This is a genomic window from Reyranella sp. (assembly GCF_036558665.1).
In the GTDB taxonomy this organism is placed as follows: domain Bacteria; phylum Pseudomonadota; class Alphaproteobacteria; order Reyranellales; family Reyranellaceae; genus Reyranella.
Genome location: NZ_DATBFE010000146.1, coordinates 1 through 18948, shown reverse-complemented (window position 1 = coordinate 18948; position 18948 = coordinate 1). Strand labels below are relative to the sequence as shown.

The following is an 18948-nucleotide window of genomic DNA, read 5'->3' as shown; positions in this document are numbered from 1 at the left end:
GTGCGTGGCCGCGTGGTGCGAGTGCACACGAAGGACGTGAACTACAAGGGATACGTCCATCACGCGAGCACGGACGATCCGCAATACGAGATCAAGAGCGACAAGACCGACCATGTCGCCCTGCACAAGGGCCGGGCCTTGCGGCAGCTTCGCGGCTGAGACGGGCAGCGCAAAACCCGCGCCGCCGACGGCGACGCGGGCGCCCCGGGCCGAGGTCTCCGGCGCGGTCTAGCGATAATAATAGTAGTCGTGGCGCGGCGTCGTCGCGGCGCCGATGGCCGCTCCGCCCAGGCCGCCGACGATGGCGCCGCCGACCGGCGAGCCCACCGCCGAGCCGACCACCGCGCCCGTGCCGGCACCGATCGCGCCGCCGGTCAGTGCCCGTGTGCCCGGGGTTTCGCCGCAGCCCGCGAGCATCAGCCCCAGCGCTGCAATCGCGGCGAGGTGCGTGTATCCGATGGTCATGACGTCCTCCAGAGCGGTGTCGCTGCATCTAACGTGAGATGCCCTGCGGCGTTCCCGCGCGGTCGCGCGTTCTTCGTGGCGGAGATGTGGCGGCAAGACGAAATGTCCGCCCGGATGGTGCGATCCGCCATCGCGACCCCGGTTCCGGTCTCCCCCGCGCTTGACAGCGGTCAGCCCACGCTTAACGTGTTAAGCAAAGTCGGACGCGCAGGGAGGAACGGCATGAACGATCGCGACGCCACGGCATCGATCGATACCGGCACCGGCTACGAGAGCAAGCCGCCGAGCTACATCGCGGCACTCGCCGAGGTCGGGCGCGGCACGCCGATGGGCGAGCTGATGCGCCGCTACTGGCATCCGGTCGGGCTCGCCTCGCACGCGACCCGAACGCCGCGCGAGCTGCGCGTGCTGGGCGAGGATCTCGTGCTGTTCCGCGACGGCCGGGGCCGGCCCGGCCTCGTCCAGGCGCGCTGCTGCCATCGCGGCACCACGCTCTACTACGGCAAGGTCGAGGAACGCGGCATTCGCTGCTGCTATCACGGCTGGCTGTTCGACGTCGAAGGGCGCTGCCTGGAACAGCCCTGCGAACCCGACGGCGGCCGGATGCGCGACCGCGTGCGCCAGCCCTGGTATCCGGTGCAGGAGCGCTACGGCCTCGTCTTCGCCTACATGGGCCCGCCGGCGAAGAAGCCGGTGCTGCCGCGCTACGAGTGCCTCGAGGTGCTGGAGCCCGGCGAGTTCGTCGACGCCGACGACACCAGCATCGGCAGCGGCGGCGATGCGGTCGCGCCGTGCAACTGGCTGCAGCACTTCGAGAACGTGCTCGACACCTATCACGTGCCGATCCTGCACGGGAACTTCAGCGGCACCCAGTTCACCGAGGTCATGAACCAGATGCCCAGGGTGACGTGGGATTACACACCGCGCGGCGTGAAGGCCTTCTCGATCCGCACCCTGGGCGATGGCCGCATCATGCGGCGCACCACAGAGGTGGCACTGCCGACCCTGCGCGTCGTGCCCAACCCCTATGTCGGCGGCTACGGCCGCGTCGAGAGCCTCGGCTGGACGCTGCCGGTCGACGACACCCACTACCGCATCTATACCGCCGGACGGGTGCGCGAGAAGGGCGTGTTTCTGCCGAAGGGCGCCGGCGCCGCTACCAACCGCAAGCGCTGGAAGGACATGACGCCCGAGGAGCGCCGCGATTTTCCCGGCGACTGGGAGGCCCAGACCGGCCAGGGCGCCATCACCTTCCACTCCGACGAACACCTCGCCACCAGCGACCACGGCATCCTGCTGCTGCGGCGGATGCTGAACAGCCAGGTGAACGCGGTGCGAAGCGGCGAGGATCCGCTCGGCGTGAGCTTCGATCCGGCCGAGCCGCCGATCGTCTTCGAGGCCGGCAACTTCGTCGTCGACGCCTGAGAGGCGGCGCGCACGATGACCGAGCGCAAGCCAGTCGCCGACTTCCCGCGCCCGCGCCTGATGGACGACACGCGGTCGCTGCCGATCGCACTCCTGCGCGCGCGCGAGGCGGTGATGGCGTGGTTCCGGCCGCACCACCGCAGGGGCGGCGTCACCGAGCAGCAGTGGCGGGTGATCCGGGTGCTCTACTTCGAGGGCGAGATGGAGGCCAACCGGCTCGCTCGCCGCGCCTGGCTTCTGGCGCCCAGCCTGTCGCGCATCCTGAAGGACCTCGAGGCGGCGAAATACATAAGACGCCGGCCGGGCGATTCCGATTCGCGCCAGAGCCTGGTGTCGCTGTCGGCCAGGGGCAGCGCCATGGTGACCCGCGTCGCCCCCTTCCTCGACGGCATCCATCGCGAGATCGCGCGCCGCTTCGGTCACGACCGGATCGAGGCCCTGCTGGTCCTGCTCGACCAGCTCGAGGCCGCGCTCGCCGAAGCGCCGGAGGCGCGGCGTCGCATGGGAACAAGGAGAACCGGAAAGTGACGATCGCGCTCCGCAGGCCCGCGCTTGCCGTGACGGCGGCCATTCTGTCGGTGCTGGCGGCACACTCCGCCGCCGCCCAGGCGCCGGCCGAAACAGGCGTCAACGCGACCACGATCAAGCTCGGCCAGACCGCGCCCTACAGCGGCCCGGTCTCCGCCTACGGCACGTTCGGCCGCGCCTCCGCGGCCTACTTCGCCATGGTGAACGAGCAGGGCGGCGTCAACGGGCGCAGGATCGACCTGCTGGTCGCCGACGACGGCTTCAGCCCGCCCAAGACTGTCGAGCAGACGCGCCGGCTGGTGGAGGCCGACGGCGTGTTCGCGATGTTCGCCTCGGTCGGCACCGCGCCCAACCTCGCGGTGCGCAAGTATCTCAACGACCGCCACGTGCCGCAGCTGCTGCTGCAAAGCGGCATCGCCAAGTTCAACGACCCCAAGGATTTCCCGTGGTCGCTGTCGGGCCTGCCCAACTACGAGACCGAGGTGAAGGCGTTCGCCAAGCACATCCTGGCGACGCGGCCGCACGGCAAGGTCGCGATCCTGTACCAGAACGACGACTTCGGAAAAGAGTATCTCGCCGGCCTCAGGACCGGTCTCGGCGCGCGGGCCAGGGAGATGCTGGTCGGCGAGCAGAGCTTCGAGCTCAGCGATCCGACCGTCGAGTCGCAGGTCATCGCGCTGCGCGGCAGCGGCGCCGACGTGCTGCTGATCGTGGCGACCCAGAAGCAGACGGTGCAGGCGCTGCGCAAGGCGCACGATCTCGACTGGCATCCGCTGACGCTGATCGCCTTCCCCGCCGCCTCGATCGCACGCACCTACATGCCGGCCGGCATCGAGGCGTCGAAGGGCGCCGTCTCGTCGTCGGTGTTCGTCGATCCGTCCGATCCCGCGGTGCAGGACGAGCCCGAGGTCAAGGCCTACAAGGCGTGGATGGACAGGTACTATCCGGCCGGCGACAAGGCCGACGGCCTGCACGTCGCGGCCTATGTCGAAGGCCAGTTGATGGTCGAGATGCTGAAGCGCTGCGGCGCTCACCTGACGCGCAAGTGCGTGATGGACGAGGCGGCCCATCTGCACGACGTGCGGGTGGCGATGCTGCGCCCCGGCGTCACCGTCGGCACCGCGCCCGACAACTACAACCTCTTCAAGAAGCTGCAGATGCTGACCTTCGACGGCCAGCGCCTCGTCCCAACCGGCGCCCCGATCGCGGCGGAGTGACCTCTGGCCCCAAGCTTATACGTTATTCGCGAATAACGTATAATTTCCCTTGATGACCGGACAGATAGAGCCGATCTTATACGTTACTCGCGACTAACGTATAAACTCATGCCGCCGGCCGCCAAGCCCCTCCCGCTTGCCTTCCAGACGACCTACGCAGAGCTCCTGGAGCAATGTGCCCTCGATGCCTTCAACCAGGCCTTCCCCGAGGCGGGCACGTTCGTCGCCAAGGAGGTTGGCGGTCATCGCTATTGGTACTTTCAGCTTCCGGCATCGCAGGGGCAGAAGCAGAGATATGTCGGCCCCGAGACCCCGCAGCTCTTGAAGCAGATCGAGCTGCATCGCGAGGCGCGCGCGGCGGCGCGCACGCGACGCTCCCTCGTCTCCACCCTCGTCCGCTCGGCGGCGCTTCCCCGTCCGCTGCCGCGCATCGGCGAGATCGTGGCAGCGCTGGCACGGGCTGGCGTGTTCCGTCTGCGCGGCGTGCTGGTTGGGACGGTGGCCTACCAGACCTATCCGGGCCTCCTGGCCATGCGACTGCCGGTGACGTCGCTCGCAACCGGCGACATCGACATCGCGCAGTTCACCAACGTCTCGGTCGCGGTGAAGGACGCGACTGCGCCGATGCTCGATGTCCTCAAGAACGTCGATGCGACCTTCCGCGCGGTCCCGCACTTGCATGACAGCCGCCGCGCCGTCACCTATCGCGCGGCTGACGGCGTGCGGGTGGATTTCCTTACGCCCAACGAGGGGCCGGCAACCGACAGGCCGAGGCGCCTCCCTGCCCTCGGTACCGACGCCGAGCCGCTGCGCTTCCTCGATTTCCTGATCCATGCGCCGGAACCCGCGGTTCTCCTACATGGCGCCGGCGTCTATGTCGTGGTGCCGGCGCCGGAACGCTATGCCGTCCACAAGCTCATCGTCGCCCAGCGCCGGGTCGGCCCAGGCAGCGCCAAGCGCGGCAAGGACCTCGCCCAGGCGGGAGCCCTGCTGGACCGGCTGGTTGACGCGAGACCGGACGCGCTGAGGGACGTGTGGCGCGAGGCCGAGCGCCGCAGCGCCAAGTGGTCGGGCTACATGCGGGCCAGTCTGGCCCGCATCGACCCTGCCGCGCGTGAGCGAACGCTGGCCACCGTGGGCAAGACCCGAGCCGGGTCACGACGATAAGAGCGCCATTCCAGTGGCGCTCAAAGGTCACGCAGCCGCGAGGTTGACGCCGAGCGATTGCAAGCCGGGGGCCATGCGCTCGCTGAGCAGCCCGACCTTGCGCAGGTTGCGCACCAGGCCGCCATGCAGGTCGCGGCGGAAGAACTTGCGGAACGCGGTCTCGTCGCCGCCTGCCGCGCGCTCGCGCCGGAGCCGCTTGATCTCGCCGATCTCGGCCAGGTCGAAGCCCATCTCCTCGTAGGCGGCGAGCGGGAAGATGCCGGTGAGCGTGCGCGCCAGCGCCCACACCGCGAACTCCTCCATCTCGCGGCGCTCCGCGTCCGTCGCCTCGCGCACGATCTCCGGCAGCGACAGCATGGCGAAGCCCATGTGCCGCGCCTCGTCCTGCAGGATGCGCCGGCAGACCTGGCGCAGCAGCTCGTCCTTCGACGATTCCGCCAGCATGCGGAACAACGACACCGCGAAGGTCTCGGCGATGAGCTGCAGGCCGATCGTCTTCATGTGCCACGACGTGGTGGTGAGCAGCGTGTCGAAGATCTCGCGCACGTTGCCGCCCAGCGGATAGATGCTGCCGTCGAGCCGGCAATCGAGATAGCGCTGCAGCACCTCGTTGTGCCGCGCCTCGTCGGCGACCTGGCTCGACTGGAAGAGCTTGGCATCCTGGCCGTGCACGTGCTCGACGAGCTGGCTGCACAGCAGCATCGCGCCCTGCTCGCCCTGCACCAGCGTCGAGAGGCGCCAGCAGGCGACGCGCCGGTTGAGCTCGACGCGCTTATCGGGCGACAGCCGGTCCCAGAACCTGGTGCCGTGGATGTCGACCAGGTCGTCGGAGATCAGCCCGCCGTCGCCGGCAAGCGGCGTCTGCCAGTCGATGTCCTTGGCGGCGTTCCACTGATCGATCTTGGCCTGCTCGTAGAGCCGGCGCATGTCGGCGTGATCGCTGTCGTAGCCGTGACGGAAGTACGCCGTGTTACGCGTCTCGACCTGATGACCGTTCGCCATGACGTTCACTCCGGAAGGCGGTGTCGGGAGGTACGCGCGTTTGCTTCCCTTTCGATATGCCACAGGCGCACGCGCCTCGCTACCGGCGCCCGTGCATCCCAGGTCTGGTGTGCGATACTATCGGCGGAGCAGATACTTGTCGGCGGAGCCAGCGTCTCGCAGCGGGCACGAATGCGCGCGGCTACTCGATCACCTCGTCGGCGCGCGCCACGATCGCCCGCGGGACGGCGAGGTCCAGGGCCTTCGCGGTCCTGAGATTGACGACCAGCTCGAACTTGGTCGGCTGCTGCACCGGCAGATCGGCGGGTCTCGCGCCGTTCAGGATCCTGCCGGCGTAGATGCCCTTGATCCGATACGCTGCCGGCAGGCTGGCGGCATAACCGAGCAGGCCCCCGGCGGCGGCAAAGCGGCGGTCCTGTCCGGAGATCGTCGGAATGGCATGACGCACCGCGAGCTGCACGATCTGGTCGGTCCGGGTGTTGAACAGCACGTCGCTCGGGATCACGACCACCGCCGCGTGGCCTTCGCTGAAGCTCGCGAAGGCGGCATCGATCTCGTCGTCGCTGCCGGCTTTCACGATCAGGAGCTCCCGGCCCATGCCGACCGTCGTTTCGTGCGCGACGCTCAGCGCCCGCTCGAGCGCGGAGGCATGCGGGTTCACCAGAAGCCCGATCACGCGCGCCTGGGGCACCAGCTCCGACGCCAGTTGCAGGAGCTTGGCGTCTCGCTCCGGTCCGTAGAGGCTGACCCCCGTCAGGTTGCCGCCCGGCCGTGCGAGGCTCGCGACCAGACCGTCCGCAACCGCGTCGCTGGCATGAAAGACGATGGGAATCGTCGATGTCGCCCGCTGCGCCGCCTGCGCCGAAGGGCTGCCGCCTTCGTTGACGATGACATCGACCTTGCGGCGCACCAGTTCCGCGGCCAGGGCAGGCAGACGGTCGTAGTGGTCATCGGCCCAGCGATACTCGACCGCCACGTTCCGCCCCTCGACGTAGCCGGTTTCCCGCAAGCCGTCCCAGAAGCCCTTCAGATTCGAAACGACCAGCGGACTGGCCGGATTTGCCACGCCGAGGAAGCCGATCACCGGCCTCGCCTTCGATTGCGCGCGGGCGGCGAGCGGCCCGGCCATCGCCGCGCCGCCGAGCAGAGCGACCACCCGCCGCCGCCTCATGCCTCCTCCGCGATCTTCCCGTGATCGATGGTAGGGCCGGCTTCCTGCCGCGGCAACCGGACGCCGTGACGCCTCAGCCGGCGGCGACGGATGTCGGAGCTCCTGCCTGCGCTGTGGCCGCGGGGCTCGTCGCCGGCTGTCCTTCGGCGGCAGCGTGGGGCGTTTGCAGGATCACGGTCGCGCCTTGCTGTGCGAATTCGATGCCGAGCTCCGGGAAAATCTTGAACATGCGCTTCACCGCCTCGCGCTGGATCATCGCGGGATTGCCGGGGCGGGCGGTGAACTTGAAGCGCACCAGCAGCGCGTTGTCGATGATATCGGCCACGCCCTGCATCTTGAACGGCGCCAGGATCTCCGACTTGATCTCGGGCACTTCCAGCATCTCGGCGCCGATCTTCTTCGCCGCCTTGCGCAGCTTCTCGATGTCGGTGTCGCGGGCGAAGCGCAGGTTGAACTTCACCGTGATCCAGTCGCGGCTGAAGTTGGTGATCTGGCCGAGCTGGCCGAACGGGATGGTGTGGACCTGGCCGTTCTGGTGGCGCAGCTTGATCGAGCGCAGGGTGAAGCCCTCGACCGTGCCCTTGGCCCGGCCGCAATCGATGTATTCGCCGACCCGGAAGGCATCGTCGGTGAGGTAGAAGATGCCCGAGACGATGTCGCGCACCAGGGTCTGGCTGCCGAACGAGATGGCGATGCCGAAGATCGAGGCGCCGGCGATCAGCGGCATGACGTTGATGCCGAAATCCTCGAGCGCGATCACGACGGCGAGGAAGATGATCAGGATCGCCGCCGCCATGCGCAGCAGCGGCATCATGGTGCTGATGCGCGAGGCGGGCGCGGCCGCGGCGTCGCCGTCGACGATCGCCGCCGCCGCGTCCTTGGACTTGCGGGCCATGTAAGGATCGGTGGCGTACTTGAACAGCTCCCAGACCACGAAGGCCAGGAACAGCGTGACCGCCGCGGTGCGCGAGGAGCGCGTGATCTGCTCCCATTGATCGGGGCTGACGAGACCCAGGACCTCGACCGCCCAGGTCTCGGCGATGGTCACCGCGACGCCGATCAGGACCGCGACGCGCACGCAGCGCGCCACAACGTCGGGCAGCTTCGGAAGGTCGCCGGCGGGCGTGCGGCCGGCGAGCTGCGAATCGAGCCGCCGCACGAAGGCCAGCATCAGCGTCTGGAAGATCAGCACTCCGACCACAAGCATGAGCGTGAGCAACATCGCGCCGCCGGCCTTCTCCCGGCCCGATACGGCGCTGTAGAACTGGGTCGCGCCCAGCAGCACGAAGAACGAGGAGGCGACGCCGATCCAGTGGCGACCGACGATGCCGGCCAGCGGCGCCGCGGCACCGAGGCCGCCGAACCATTGCCGGGCCGCCGCCTTGGCGCCGAATACCAGCCACAGGAAAGCCGGGACATAGATCGCCACACCCACGATCTGGAAGGCCGCGACGGCGTCGGCCGGCGTGCCGTTCGCGATCAGGATCCGGCCCACGACGCGGCCGATGATGATCACCAGCATGACCGTCGAGATCCGGAAATACATCGTCCGGGCGGCGTCGCTGCTCACGTCGCACAGCCGGGCCGTCGCCATGTTGGGCCGCAGCACGAAGCGGAACAGCAGCAGATAGAGGCGCCAGTCGAAGATGCCTGCCAGCACCGCGCCGGCGAACTTGTCCTGGGCCGTCGCGCCGGAGAACCACGCACCGGCGCCGTTGCAGATCAGCCAGACGACGAGCAGGCCGATCGCGTCGAGGCCGACCACGGCCGCGAGATTGAGCAGCGACCGCACGCCCCGCTCGGGGCCGGCCCCCGCGGCGAGGCGCGCCCGCAGCTTGCCCAGCAGCCGGCGCAGCGCGGCCTCCGCCATGACCGCTGCCGCGGCGATCAGGCCCAGCACCAGCACGAACCCGGCCATCCCCCAGCCCTTGTTCGATTCCTGGTCGAGACCGCCGGCAACACCGGCGAGCTGGCGCCCCAGCTCCGGAAAAGCCAGCACGACCCTCCCCAGACGCTGCAGGAAGAGCGCGAACTCGCCCGGGCCCTGCCTGGGCGGCACCCTCACGATCTCGGCCTTGGGCGCCGGTGCGCCCTTGCCGGATTTCGGCTTGGCGGCCGCCTCCGGCGCGGGTGCCGCAATGCCTTCGGCCTTCAGCTTCTCGACCACCGAGTTGCCGATGGCGTCGACCAGCGCGTCGAACTGCTCCTGCGTCATGCCCGCCGGCGGCGTCGGCGTTTCGGCGCGGCTTGCGGCGGTGCCCAGCACCAGCAGCGATATCGTCAAGGCGAAGGCGCGAAGACCGAACATGTGAGTCATCCTTTGCCCGACCGGCCCTGCTCCATTCGAGGCACATCGAAGGGCTCCGTGGCCGTCGCGGGGTCGGCCGCCGGCGCGGGCCGTCCCGCCGCGAGCCAGGCCACGACCAGATCGTAGAAGACCGCGAGCACGACCGGTCCGACGAACAGGCCGATCAGCCCGCCGACGATGGTGCCGCAGATGACGCCGGCCACGATCACCACCATCGGCGTTTGCAGGCCGCGCGCCATGACGATCGGGCGCAGCACGTTGTCGAGCAGAAGAAGCGGCACCGTGTAGGCGGTGTAGATCGCTGCGGTCGTCCCCGGGAAAGCGCTCCACACCCAGATGATGACCGGGATCATGACGAGATTGGGACCGATCTGCAGGATGGCGAGCACCAGCGCGGCGAACGTGATCGCACCGGCGAAGGGAACGCCCGCGACCAGCATGCCGACTCCGAGCAGCGCCGCCTGCAGCAGGGCAATGCCGATCACGCCCTGCGAGACGTTGCGGATGGTGGCGCCGGCGATCTCGAGAAAATGCCCGCCGCGCGGACCGGCAACACGCTCGGCGACGCGGCGCGCGGCATCGCCGAGACGATGGGCATGGGCGAGCATGACGCCGGCGATCACGATGGCGGCCGCGAACTGCAGCAGCTCGAACACCACTCCTGCCGCGACGCCGGCGATCCATCGCCCGAGCGACGCGATCTCCGAGACATGCGCCCGGAGCAGCGCGCGAACGTTGTTCGCGGCGTCGAGCCAGAAGTCGTAGATGCGCTGCCCCACCAGCGGCCAGTTGCGGATGGCCTCCGGCGGATGCGGCAGCAGCGCCTGCGTCCCCGTCAGTTGCCGCGCATATTGGTCCAGCGTCTCGATCGCCGACGCGCCCAGCATCGCCGCCGGCACGACCAGCAGCGCGAGCAGAAGGCCGGCCAGCAGCGTCGCCGCCAGGGCCTGCGGCAGATGCAGACGCCGGCACATCAGCATGAACAGGGGAAAGGCCGCGACCGCGAGGATGATCGACCACAGCAGGATCGCCGCAATCGGCCGCAGCAGCAGCATGCTGCCGTAGAGGATGGCGGCCAGCAGCGCGAGACGGATCACGAGATCGACCGCGAACTGCGACAGCTGCGCCTTACCGTGATCGTCGGTGTTCATCGGCCCCCCGCTTCCAACGACGCGGAAGTTGGAACGAGGTTACCACTTTCCTCCCCGCACGCTAGCAGTACATCGAGCGGTACGGCACCGTTGCAGCTAGCGTGACGCCTCCCGATACTGGATCGGCGTGTTGCCGGTCCATCGCTTGAACGCGCGCACCAGCGGCCCCGGCTCCGAATAGCCCAGCAGGTAGGCAATCTGCTGGAGGCGCAGATCCGTGCGTCCGAGATAATGCTTGGCCAGCTCGCACCGGATGTCGTCCCTCAGCCGGCGATAGCTGGTGCCGTGCTCGCCGAGCCTGCGTTCCAGCGTCTTGGTGCTCATGGCGAAATGACGGGCCACGTCCTCGAACGGCGCCGCCCCCTTGGCCAGCCGCTTGACCAGATGTTCGCGCACCGAATGGATGAAGTCGTGCTTGCGCGCCGCGGGTCCGATGATCTTCCGGCAAGCACTCTCGAGCACCCGCAGCAATCTGTTGTCGGCTCCGACCACCGTCAGCGCCGCCGTCTCGTCCGAGAACACGACTCCGTCCCACCGGGCGTCGAACCGGACCGGGCAGCCGAAAGCGCCTTCGTAGTCGATGTTGACGTTCGGCCGGCCGTGCATGAACTCGACGCGCACGGGAGTCGCCCTCTTCCGCGTGAGCTCGCGCGCGCCCGTCGTTATGTGGGCGGCGGCATGCTCGGAGTTGTGGCGCAGGCCGCGCAGCGCCGCATCCGCCTCCCGGAAACGCAACGCGAGCCCCTCCGGATCGTGTTCGAGCACGGCATCGATGCCTTCGTTGGTGACGCTGACGTAGCGCTCGACGTTCGCCAGCGCATCTTTCAGCGTCGGCGAATTGAGCGCGATGAACCCGATGAGCCCGTTGTCGCGGATGTCGTGCGCCGCCCCGAGCCGCAGTCCGTAGTCGGGCCTGTCCAGCAGCACCGCCGCGCGCTCGATCAGACCGACATAGGCCGCGTAGGGGATCCGGTTCTCGGGATCGTCGAGTTCTTCCTGCTTCAGGCCGACCTGCTTCAGCAGGCCGTCGGATGCAAGACCGGCGCGTCGAACGTCTTCGACGATATGGATTGCCCAGCGGGCTTCGATCATGAGAACGCGCATGGCGCCGTTCCCCACCGGCGGTTGCGATCCGATTCGGGTGCCAAAGTCGAGAGTCCGGCAACGGAAGTCAAGGCGGGGCAGCCTGCCGCTCCTGGGCTGACTGTCCTGGCCCCTACTCGATCACCTCCGCCATAGCCTCCAGCACAGGCGGGATCGTCAGATCGAGTGCCTGCGCGGTCTTTCGGTTGATGACCAGGTCGAACCTGTCTGGCAGTTCTACCGGCATTTCGCCGGGATTTGCGCCCCTGAGAACGCGATCAACTTGTCCGGCCATCTTTCGCCAGATGCCTGGAAGACTGGGGGCATAAGCCATCAAGCCACCTTCCTCGACCGCTTGCCGATAGCCGTACGACGCCGGCAATCCATGCGCCGCCGCAAAAGCAATGACCAGCCCCCTATAGCCATAGTGTACAGCGTTGCCCTGAAGGTGGATCGCGTCAGCGCGTTCACGCAGGATCGTCGCGAAGGCATCGGCAAACTCATGTGGTTGCTCGACGATGATGGGCACGCGGCGGGTTCCCGCCGGGCCGGCATCGGGCCCATGGAGCTCTTGCTCCTGCTTTGTGCCGATGAACGCAATCCGTGTCGTTCGCGGGGCCAGCTCTTTGAGCATTTGAAGACGTTTGCCGACCAGCTCCGGCGTGTTTATCCCTCCGATGCCCGTCAGATTTCCGCCGGGTCGGGCAAGACTGGCAACGAGCCCCAGGGTAACCGCGTCCTGGTAGAAGTTCGCGATCAGCGGCACCGTTGCGGTCGCCTTTCGGGCGGCTTCGAGGAGTGGTGGCGAGCTGCTCAGCACAATCACATCGACACCACGGTCAACCAGCTCTGTCAGAATTGCCGGCGCACGCTCGGGGTCTGCATCCATTGTCCGCCTCTCGATGACAAGGTTCAGACCCTCGACCCAGCCAAGATCACGCAGTCCGTGCACGAAGGCCCGCGCTTGGGGCGAAATCGGATCCGGCCCGGTCATCTCCGAGAGCGGCGTCGCGGCGAAAACGAACCCAACAACCCGCAACCTTTCCCGTTGCTGGCCTGCCGCCGCCATCGGCCAGATGATGCCCACGCCGAGGGATGTCACCAGGAAACTGCGCCGTCTCATTTGGCGTCTCCCTTGGTCGAATGTACCACGCGACCGGGAATATCGGCGCCGAATCATCGCCGCCCGTTCCGCGCTGCCTGCTCAACCGGTCCACATGTAATCCACGACCAGCGTCGTGTTATTGCGAGGTCGCAGACGCAGTAGGCGTCCGGCACCGGGGCTCGCCGATCCGGCAGGGCGCGCCGGTCCGCCACGCAGCTTATGAGGACACGACCTGGGAGCGGGGGCGCTCTCAGACCCAGTCGATGGCGCGTTCCAGCAACAGGCCGAGCCTGGGATTGGTGTCGGCCACCTTGTAGGAGCGATCCGCCAGCGCCGCCCTCAGATCGACGTGAAACTCGCCGGGTTGGAGACTGTACCGATCGAGGTCGCGCGCGCACGCGGCGATCGCTTCGCGAACAGCCATGTGCTGCCTGACGGGGTCGGACTCCGAACGGGCGATAGCCTGGATCTCCTCGACACAGAGAGCGATGCGTTGCCGCGGTGCACGTAGATCCATCCGACAGTCCATATGAATTTGTCGACGCTCTTCCTCGAGAGCCATGCGTTCGAGATAGTCCGGGTCCGTCGAGCAGCGCTTCTGGGCGCGCAGCTGGTGAGCAATGTCATTCATCGCAGTACCCTGGCCTTGCGTTGCGAGGCTGCCGGAGGAGGCCGAAGCCGACCCGCACTACAGAGTAGACGCGAGCCGGCCCGCCCCCCCGAACGCCCCGTTGGTCGATGCCAAGGTGCATTATCGGTATCGGGCGTGATCTTCGCTTTGATCTGCGTCGCCAAAATCCCGACTTTTGGCGTCAACCGCAGGTAGCCACGCGCAGACAGGCGGCCGGTGCCGTCGCCCGATGCAAAATCAATCGTTGGCTTGCGGCAGGCGCAGCCGACATTCGAGCAAGCCGAAAGTCGGGCATGCTTGCCCCGGCGCGTCGAAGATCACTCAGGGCGCGGTCGCCTCCCAACGACAGGCGTCGTCGTTGGTGGTGACGATCAGGCGCTTGGGCCTCATCGACAGGTCGGCCCGGATCTTGAACCGGTAGCCGCCCGCATAGACGTTGGGCGAGACGCGGTCGAGGCCGTAATGAATGCCGCCGTCCGTGAGCAACTCGGCCTTGTTGTCCTTGACGTTGAGCGTCATCGGACGCGTCATGCCGGGATCGCCCAGGATGCATCCCGTGATGCTGCCCTTCTGCACGGCGAGCGTGAACACCGTGGCCGAATCGGGATCCATCGCCGCGCCGGACGCGGGCGCGGCTGCCTGCTGCGGCTGCGTGCACCCCACCAGGAAAATCGCTGCGGCGAGCATTGCGGCAGATCTGGCTTTCAACATGGCGGCAAGTCCTCCCATCGAGAGGAAGGAGTCCCGCCGGCGCAGACGGGAACCCGTTCCTGGAATTGCATGGCACTCGCCAACCGGATGCCGCGAGCTATTGCCAGTAGCCCGGCGTCCATCCCCAGGCGCCATCCCGCTGCGTCCAGTTTCCGTTCGTCCACACCGACGTCGGATAGGGCCGCTCGACGAAGTGTCCGGGCAGCCACGTGAAGCCCGAGTCCTGCCCCGCCGTGCTGGCCGTGTAGTTCCAATGATAGTGGCCGGGATTCCACACGAAATGGCCGTCGGGAGCCGGAGGTTTGGGCGGTACCTGTTCCGGCGGGGGCGGAGGCGGCGCCTTGGGCGCAACGATCGCGACCGCGGGCTTCGGCCGTGGCTGAGGCGCCTGCGCGGTGTTCGACGATGGCTGCGTGCAAGCCGCCACCAGCAGGACGGCGCACGCGACCGCGAGGCCCGAGGCGGATTTCGCTTTCAGCATGGCGGTCTCCCCGGCGAACGTTTCAGGGCGGTGGATCGCAGCCGATCCGGCCGGCAGCCTCCGATGACCGGAGTCCGGCAATGCATGGCAGGCCACCCTGTGCGGCCTGCCGCAAGGCGAAGGTTTCGAACCGGACTTGCAAGCTGCCTGCCGTTCGACGTGGTCTACGTGCGCTTGGGCAACGTCACCTTGTTGTCCTTCAGCGCCTTTTCCAGCACCGGGATCGAGCCGGCAGGGCTGGTTGCGCATTTCGACATCGCCTCGGGAACGGTGGCGTCGGGCGTGGCGCTCGACGAGACGGTCTCCCGATAGAGCTTGCTCAGCGCGTTGCAATAGTCGGCGTCGCTCATTTGCGCGAATGCGGTCATCGGCAACACGACAGAGGCGCAAATGATCATTGCAGCCAAACCTCTCATGACATCCTCCTCAAATGGTGGAACGCGACGCTACGCCACTGGAATCGAGATCTAGAAACGGAAGCTCACGCCGAAGATCGGGCCGTAGAGGACTTCGTTGAAGCCGACCGAGCCGACGCCGCTGCCCGCGCTGTAGTCCACCCCCAATGCACGAAAGCCGATCAGCGCCGCGATCTGGTAGCCGGTGAACTGCCACGCATAGGAATAGGCGCCGACCGCCTGCCAGGAGAATTGGCTGCCGCCCAGTCCAAACCCGCCGACATCGCCTCTGACGAATATCTGCTGGTTGGGCGTGAACTGGTGTCGCACGCGAACGCCCAGGACCGGATCGACCCACTGGATGGCGCCCGAACGGGCAACGGCGATACCGCCGGAGCGCTCGAGCTGGAGGCGCGAGAAGTCGACATTGATCAGAGCGTCGAAGGTGGCATCGACCGACACGTTCCAGTAGCGGAAGCCGCCGACGGCGTCGATCGCAGTGAAGGACGCCTCCGGGCCGGGCCAGCGATAGAGCTCGTAGACGCCGCCCATCTCGACGATGAATATCTGGGTGGTCAGCGCCGCGTTGGCCGTTGCGCTGATATTGAGGCCGGCGATGGGGTTGCGATATCTGGTCTGGCCGGCGCCGAACCCGAGCTTGGCAAAGACCAGGTCGGAATAGAAGCCGACGCGTCCCTTGTCGGCCTCGAAGTAACCCATGAAGCCGCCCAGCGAATCGCTCTTCTGGACAAGATCGATGAAGCTCGCGTTGGTATCGACGGTCTGGTTGCGTGCGGTGACGCTGCCGCCCATGCTTATGGCCCAGCCATAGAGCGCAACGTTGAGCCGCCACGGATCGGGATCGGGAGCGGGCATCGTCTCGGCCTGCTGCGCCGCGGCAGGCGGCAACGGATTGTCGTCGGCCAGCGCGATCGGCGGGAAGGCCAACGAGACTGCAGCCGCGAGGACCATGGCCGGCACCGGTGAACCCAACATCGGTCGCGAAGCTCGCAGCATGACGCCTGTTCGTCCCTTTATCGCAATTCGCGGGACGATGGACGGCCTGTCCCGACCGCACTATGCAGAATCGGCGAAGTTGTGCGGACGGTGCGGGTGATACGCGTCGACCCCGGAACGGCGCAGCGTGGTCGAGGGTGCTTCGCCGAACAGCGTGCGATAGGTCGTGGCGAAGCGGCCGGGTTCCGAAAATCCGTAATCTCGCGCGATCGTCGCGATGCTCGACGTTGCCGGGTCACTCCGCAGGAGCACCGAGCGTACGAGGTTCAGCCGGCGGAGCCGGGCATAGTTGACGGGGCTCCTTCCCACGAATTCGGCGCAGCACATGCGCAACGTGCGTTCCGGCACGCCGACCGCCGCACAGAGCTCGGCGACCGACGGTTGACGCCCGTCCTGCATGGCCAGCACGCGCTCGAACCGGACCATGATGTCGGCATGGCGCTGCCTCGTCGCCGCAGAGCTGCGTGGCTCGTCGATCGCGAGAACGTTGACGAGGGCGTGGATCAGGTCCTGTTCGAGCGCGCGCGCAACCTCGCGATGTGCCATCAGGTCCGGCCTCGACCGGACGAGATCGCAGGCCTGTTTGTGCAGGCGCAGAAAGCCTCTTGCGGCGCCCTGCGGCGGCCTCAGGAACTTTGCTGCCCTGGGCGGTATCAGCTCCCTCCCCGACAGCATCCGGGAATATGCGCGGAACTGTTCCGGTGCGAGCGAGATGAGGCCCCAGCGCGTGCTTCCAAAGGTCAGTTGGTGAAAGCTCTCGCCGCAGCCGTGCAGCACGATTTCGCCGCGACCGACCGGCACGCCGTTCCAGACCGGCCGTGGATCGCCGTGCAAGGGAAACGACACGTACACCCGAGCCGGTGCGAGGGAGAGGAAGGCGACCCGCGGTGCGCTCTCCACGACGCGGGCCAGCTTGAGGCGGTCCGTCTTCAGCCATGTCAGGTCGACCCTGAAGTCGTCGCGCCCGGTCATGACGAGCTCGACCTTCAGTTCCGGCACGTTCATGCGATAGTCGTCGGGCTCCGAGAAAGTGTTGGTGCCGCACCCAATCATTGGCCATCGCTTTTGCCGCGCGAGCGGATTGGCTGGTTGACGCCGGTCGGACACGCTTACCGCAAAGGGCCAGTATGGTGGGCGAGGCGCGATCGGCTATGCAAAATCGGAAACGCAACCCTCGTTTCGATCTTTTGCGCGCGGCCGGGCAAAAGACTTCAGTGTCGCCGAATTTGCATAGAGCACGGTGAAGGTCGGCGACAGGATGCGGGTCGCGCGAGGTTGGCCCAACCGCCAACGTCGTTTGCTCACCTCAGGAGCGACCAATGAGCAGATCCGGAAACCTTTGGCGTGGGCTGCTTGCGGCCGTCGTCGCCGTGACGGCGACGAGTACCGCGGCACTGGCACAGCAACAGCAACGACGGCCGAACATTCTCGTCATCATGGGTGACGACGTCGGCTGGTTCAACATCGGCGCCTACCATCGCGGGATCATGAGCGGCAAGACGCCGAACCTCGACAAGCTGGCCTCGCAAGGCATGCTGTTCACCGACTACTACGCCGAGGCGAGCTGCACGGCAGGGCGGGCGAACTTCATCACCGGCGAGATCCCGCTGCGCACGGGGCTGACCACTGTCGGCCAGGCCGGCGCCGACGTCGGCATCCCGGCTCAGGCCGCCACGCTGGCCAGCGCGCTCAAGGCGCAAGGCTACGAAACGGGACAGTTCGGCAAGAACCACCTCGGCGACCTCAACAAGTATCTCCCGACCCTGCACGGTTTCGACGAGTTCTTCGGATATCTGTACCACCTCGACGCGATGTCCGATCCGTACTGGTACTCGTTCCCGGTCGACCAGGATTACTACAACAAGTACGGCCCGCGCAGCCTGGTCCACAGCTACGCGACCGAGACCGACGATGCGACCGAGATGCCGCGCTGGGGCAAGATCGGCAAGCAGAGGATCGTCGACGAGGGGCCGCTGCCGCCGTTCCCCGACATGTCGAACGTGCCGAACATGCACGACCTGCCGTTCCTGAAGGCGAAGTACGACATGACCACCTTCGACGAGGTGCTGGTCAAGGCGTCCAGCGATTTCATGGACAGGGCCAAGCGGGACGGCAAGCCGTTCTTCGTCTGGCACAACACCACGCGCATGCACGTCTGGACGTTCCTCGCGAAGAAGTACTCATCGATGCAGAACAGCCAGACCAACTACGGCCTCGAGGAAGCGGGGATGGCGCAGCTCGATGACAGCGTCGGTGCTCTGCTGAAACATCTCGACGACATCGGCGAGACCAACAACACCATCGTCATCTTCACCACAGACAACGGCGCGGAGGTGTTCACCTGGCCGGATGGCGGCATGACGCCGTTCAAGAACACGAAGGGCACCGTCGGCGAGGGCGGCTTCCGCGTGCCGTCCATCATCCGCTGGCCCGGCCAAGTAAAGCCGAGCACGGTCGAGAACGGAATCTTCTCGGGTCTTGATTGGTTTCCCACCTTGATGGCCGCGGCAGGCAACCCGAACATCACCGAGCAACTGCTCAACGGCGTAAGGCTCGGCGACCGGACCTACAAGAACCATCTCGACGGCTACAACCAGATGGATCTCCTCACCGGCAAGGGGCCATCCAAACGCCGAGAGCTGTTCTACTTCGGCGGCGCGCAGCTGGGCGCGCTCCGCGTCGACGACTTCAAGTTCATCTTCTATGTGCAGCCTTGGGGCTGGCCCGGCGAGAAGACCACGACCGATATGCCCTTGATGGTCAATATTCGCCAGGATCCGTTCGAGCGCACGCCGAGTACTCGCGGCGAGTCGCCCAATACCGGCTCTTTCGGTTACGGCAACGACTTCTTCGCCCGCGAGTTCTGGCGCTTCGTCATGGTCCAGCAGTTCGTCGGGCAACTGGCGGCGACGGCAGTTGACTATCCGCCGATGCAGGACCCGGCTTCCTTCAATCTCGATGCGGTGAAGAAGAAGGTCGACGAGATGATCAGGCAGCGCGAAGGTCAATGAGAATCCGACCAAAACAACACAGGGAGCGCCTGCGACGCATGCGCTCCCGTTTTTCTTTTCGGCTCAGTTGAAAAGAAGCG

The 18948-nt window shown here is 66.8% G+C and carries 19 protein-coding genes; 6 read left to right on the top strand and 13 right to left on the bottom strand.

The window, feature by feature from the left end; all coding sequences use genetic code 11:
- A partial coding sequence (locus VH499_RS21210; protein WP_332054753.1) for a DUF2945 domain-containing protein occupies window positions 1-159 on the top strand: 159 nt, incomplete at its 5' end.
- Between the two features lie 69 nt (window positions 160-228).
- Here VH499_RS21210 and VH499_RS21205 read toward each other — a convergent pair.
- Window positions 229-465 (bottom strand): bacteriocin, encoded by a 237-nt coding sequence (locus VH499_RS21205; protein ID WP_332054752.1) that lies wholly within the window; start codon window positions 463-465, stop codon window positions 229-231.
- Between the two features lie 222 nt (window positions 466-687).
- On the opposite strand from VH499_RS21205, the gene VH499_RS21200 reads away from it, so the two are divergent.
- From VH499_RS21200 to VH499_RS21185, 4 genes are all read left to right on the top strand, one after another.
- Window positions 688-1890: a Rieske 2Fe-2S domain-containing protein gene (locus tag VH499_RS21200; protein ID WP_332054751.1), complete on the top strand. Its 1203-nt coding sequence runs from the start codon at window positions 688-690 to the stop codon at window positions 1888-1890.
- Window positions 1891-1905: 15 nt separating this feature from the next.
- Window positions 1906-2418, top strand: coding sequence for a homoprotocatechuate degradation operon regulator HpaR (hpaR, locus tag VH499_RS21195; RefSeq protein WP_332054750.1), 513 nt, complete (start codon window positions 1906-1908; stop codon window positions 2416-2418).
- Complete coding sequence (locus tag VH499_RS21190) at window positions 2415-3635, top strand: ABC transporter substrate-binding protein (protein WP_332054749.1); 1221 nt, start codon at window positions 2415-2417, stop codon at window positions 3633-3635. The genes hpaR and VH499_RS21190 overlap by 4 nt, the downstream gene beginning before the upstream one ends.
- 108 nt (window positions 3636-3743) lie before the next feature.
- Window positions 3744-4802, top strand: a complete 1059-nt coding sequence (locus VH499_RS21185) for a nucleotidyltransferase family protein (protein WP_332054748.1) — start codon at window positions 3744-3746, stop codon at window positions 4800-4802.
- A 27-nt stretch (window positions 4803-4829) separates the two neighbouring features.
- Here VH499_RS21185 and VH499_RS21180 read toward each other — a convergent pair whose 3' ends face one another.
- The 12 genes from VH499_RS21180 to VH499_RS21125 form a co-directional block, all read right to left on the bottom strand.
- Window positions 4830-5804, bottom strand: a complete 975-nt coding sequence (locus tag VH499_RS21180; RefSeq protein WP_332054747.1) for a ferritin-like domain-containing protein — start codon at window positions 5802-5804, stop codon at window positions 4830-4832.
- Window positions 5805-5985: 181 nt separating this feature from the next.
- Window positions 5986-6975 carry an ABC transporter substrate-binding protein gene (locus VH499_RS21175; RefSeq protein WP_332054746.1) on the bottom strand — a complete coding sequence of 330 codons (990 nt, stop codon included), beginning with the start codon at window positions 6973-6975 and terminating at the stop codon, window positions 5986-5988.
- Window positions 6976-7048: 73 nt separating this feature from the next.
- Window positions 7049-9283: a mechanosensitive ion channel family protein gene (locus VH499_RS21170; protein ID WP_332054745.1), complete on the bottom strand. Its 2235-nt coding sequence runs from the start codon at window positions 9281-9283 to the stop codon at window positions 7049-7051.
- 5 nt (window positions 9284-9288) lie between these two features.
- Window positions 9289-10434: an AI-2E family transporter gene (locus VH499_RS21165; protein ID WP_332054744.1), complete on the bottom strand. Its 1146-nt coding sequence runs from the start codon at window positions 10432-10434 to the stop codon at window positions 9289-9291.
- Window positions 10435-10530: 96 nt separating this feature from the next.
- A complete protein-coding gene (locus VH499_RS21160) occupies window positions 10531-11538 on the bottom strand; it encodes an AraC family transcriptional regulator (RefSeq protein ID WP_332054743.1) in 1008 nt (335 codons plus the stop codon).
- A gap of 112 nt (window positions 11539-11650) precedes the next feature.
- Entirely contained in the window at window positions 11651-12640 is a 990-nt protein-coding gene (locus tag VH499_RS21155; protein WP_332054742.1) for an ABC transporter substrate-binding protein, read from the bottom strand.
- 232 nt (window positions 12641-12872) lie between these two features.
- Window positions 12873-13253 carry a hypothetical protein gene (locus VH499_RS21150; RefSeq protein ID WP_332054741.1) on the bottom strand — a complete coding sequence of 127 codons (381 nt, stop codon included), beginning with the start codon at window positions 13251-13253 and terminating at the stop codon, window positions 12873-12875.
- Window positions 13254-13574: 321 nt separating this feature from the next.
- Complete coding sequence (locus VH499_RS21145; RefSeq protein ID WP_332054740.1) at window positions 13575-13964, bottom strand: hypothetical protein; 390 nt, start codon at window positions 13962-13964, stop codon at window positions 13575-13577.
- A gap of 97 nt (window positions 13965-14061) precedes the next feature.
- Complete coding sequence (locus VH499_RS21140) at window positions 14062-14445, bottom strand: hypothetical protein (RefSeq protein WP_332054739.1); 384 nt, start codon at window positions 14443-14445, stop codon at window positions 14062-14064.
- A gap of 164 nt (window positions 14446-14609) precedes the next feature.
- Window positions 14610-14861 (bottom strand): hypothetical protein, encoded by a 252-nt coding sequence (locus VH499_RS21135; protein ID WP_332054738.1) that lies wholly within the window; start codon window positions 14859-14861, stop codon window positions 14610-14612.
- A gap of 51 nt (window positions 14862-14912) precedes the next feature.
- Window positions 14913-15836, bottom strand: coding sequence for a hypothetical protein (locus tag VH499_RS21130; protein ID WP_332054737.1), 924 nt, complete (start codon window positions 15834-15836; stop codon window positions 14913-14915).
- An 81-nt stretch (window positions 15837-15917) separates the two neighbouring features.
- Window positions 15918-16910, bottom strand: a complete 993-nt coding sequence (locus VH499_RS21125; protein WP_332054736.1) for a helix-turn-helix domain-containing protein — start codon at window positions 16908-16910, stop codon at window positions 15918-15920.
- Window positions 16911-17176: 266 nt separating this feature from the next.
- On the opposite strand from VH499_RS21125, the gene VH499_RS21120 reads away from it, so the two are divergent.
- Window positions 17177-18868 (top strand): arylsulfatase, encoded by a 1692-nt coding sequence (locus VH499_RS21120; protein ID WP_332054735.1) that lies wholly within the window; start codon window positions 17177-17179, stop codon window positions 18866-18868.
- Window positions 18869-18948 lie beyond the last annotated feature (80 nt).

Coding starts and splice junctions, on each gene's coding strand:
- VH499_RS21205 (WP_332054752.1), bottom strand. CDS start 465: ATGACCATCGGATACACGCACCTCGCCGCGATTGCAGCGCTGGGGCTG.
- VH499_RS21200 (WP_332054751.1), top strand. CDS start 688: ATGAACGATCGCGACGCCACGGCATCGATCGATACCGGCACCGGCTAC.
- hpaR (WP_332054750.1), top strand. CDS start 1,906: ATGACCGAGCGCAAGCCAGTCGCCGACTTCCCGCGCCCGCGCCTGATG.
- VH499_RS21185 (WP_332054748.1), top strand. CDS start 3,744: ATGCCGCCGGCCGCCAAGCCCCTCCCGCTTGCCTTCCAGACGACCTAC.
- VH499_RS21180 (WP_332054747.1), bottom strand. CDS start 5,804: ATGGCGAACGGTCATCAGGTCGAGACGCGTAACACGGCGTACTTCCGT.
- VH499_RS21175 (WP_332054746.1), bottom strand. CDS start 6,975: ATGAGGCGGCGGCGGGTGGTCGCTCTGCTCGGCGGCGCGGCGATGGCC.
- VH499_RS21170 (WP_332054745.1), bottom strand. CDS start 9,283: ATGTTCGGTCTTCGCGCCTTCGCCTTGACGATATCGCTGCTGGTGCTG.
- VH499_RS21165 (WP_332054744.1), bottom strand. CDS start 10,434: ATGAACACCGACGATCACGGTAAGGCGCAGCTGTCGCAGTTCGCGGTC.
- VH499_RS21160 (WP_332054743.1), bottom strand. CDS start 11,538: ATGCGCGTTCTCATGATCGAAGCCCGCTGGGCAATCCATATCGTCGAA.
- VH499_RS21155 (WP_332054742.1), bottom strand. CDS start 12,640: ATGAGACGGCGCAGTTTCCTGGTGACATCCCTCGGCGTGGGCATCATC.
- VH499_RS21150 (WP_332054741.1), bottom strand. CDS start 13,253: ATGAATGACATTGCTCACCAGCTGCGCGCCCAGAAGCGCTGCTCGACG.
- VH499_RS21145 (WP_332054740.1), bottom strand. CDS start 13,964: ATGTTGAAAGCCAGATCTGCCGCAATGCTCGCCGCAGCGATTTTCCTG.
- VH499_RS21140 (WP_332054739.1), bottom strand. CDS start 14,445: ATGCTGAAAGCGAAATCCGCCTCGGGCCTCGCGGTCGCGTGCGCCGTC.
- VH499_RS21135 (WP_332054738.1), bottom strand. CDS start 14,861: ATGAGAGGTTTGGCTGCAATGATCATTTGCGCCTCTGTCGTGTTGCCG.
- VH499_RS21130 (WP_332054737.1), bottom strand. CDS start 15,836: ATGTTGGGTTCACCGGTGCCGGCCATGGTCCTCGCGGCTGCAGTCTCG.
- VH499_RS21125 (WP_332054736.1), bottom strand. CDS start 16,910: ATGATTGGGTGCGGCACCAACACTTTCTCGGAGCCCGACGACTATCGC.
- VH499_RS21120 (WP_332054735.1), top strand. CDS start 17,177: ATGAGCAGATCCGGAAACCTTTGGCGTGGGCTGCTTGCGGCCGTCGTC.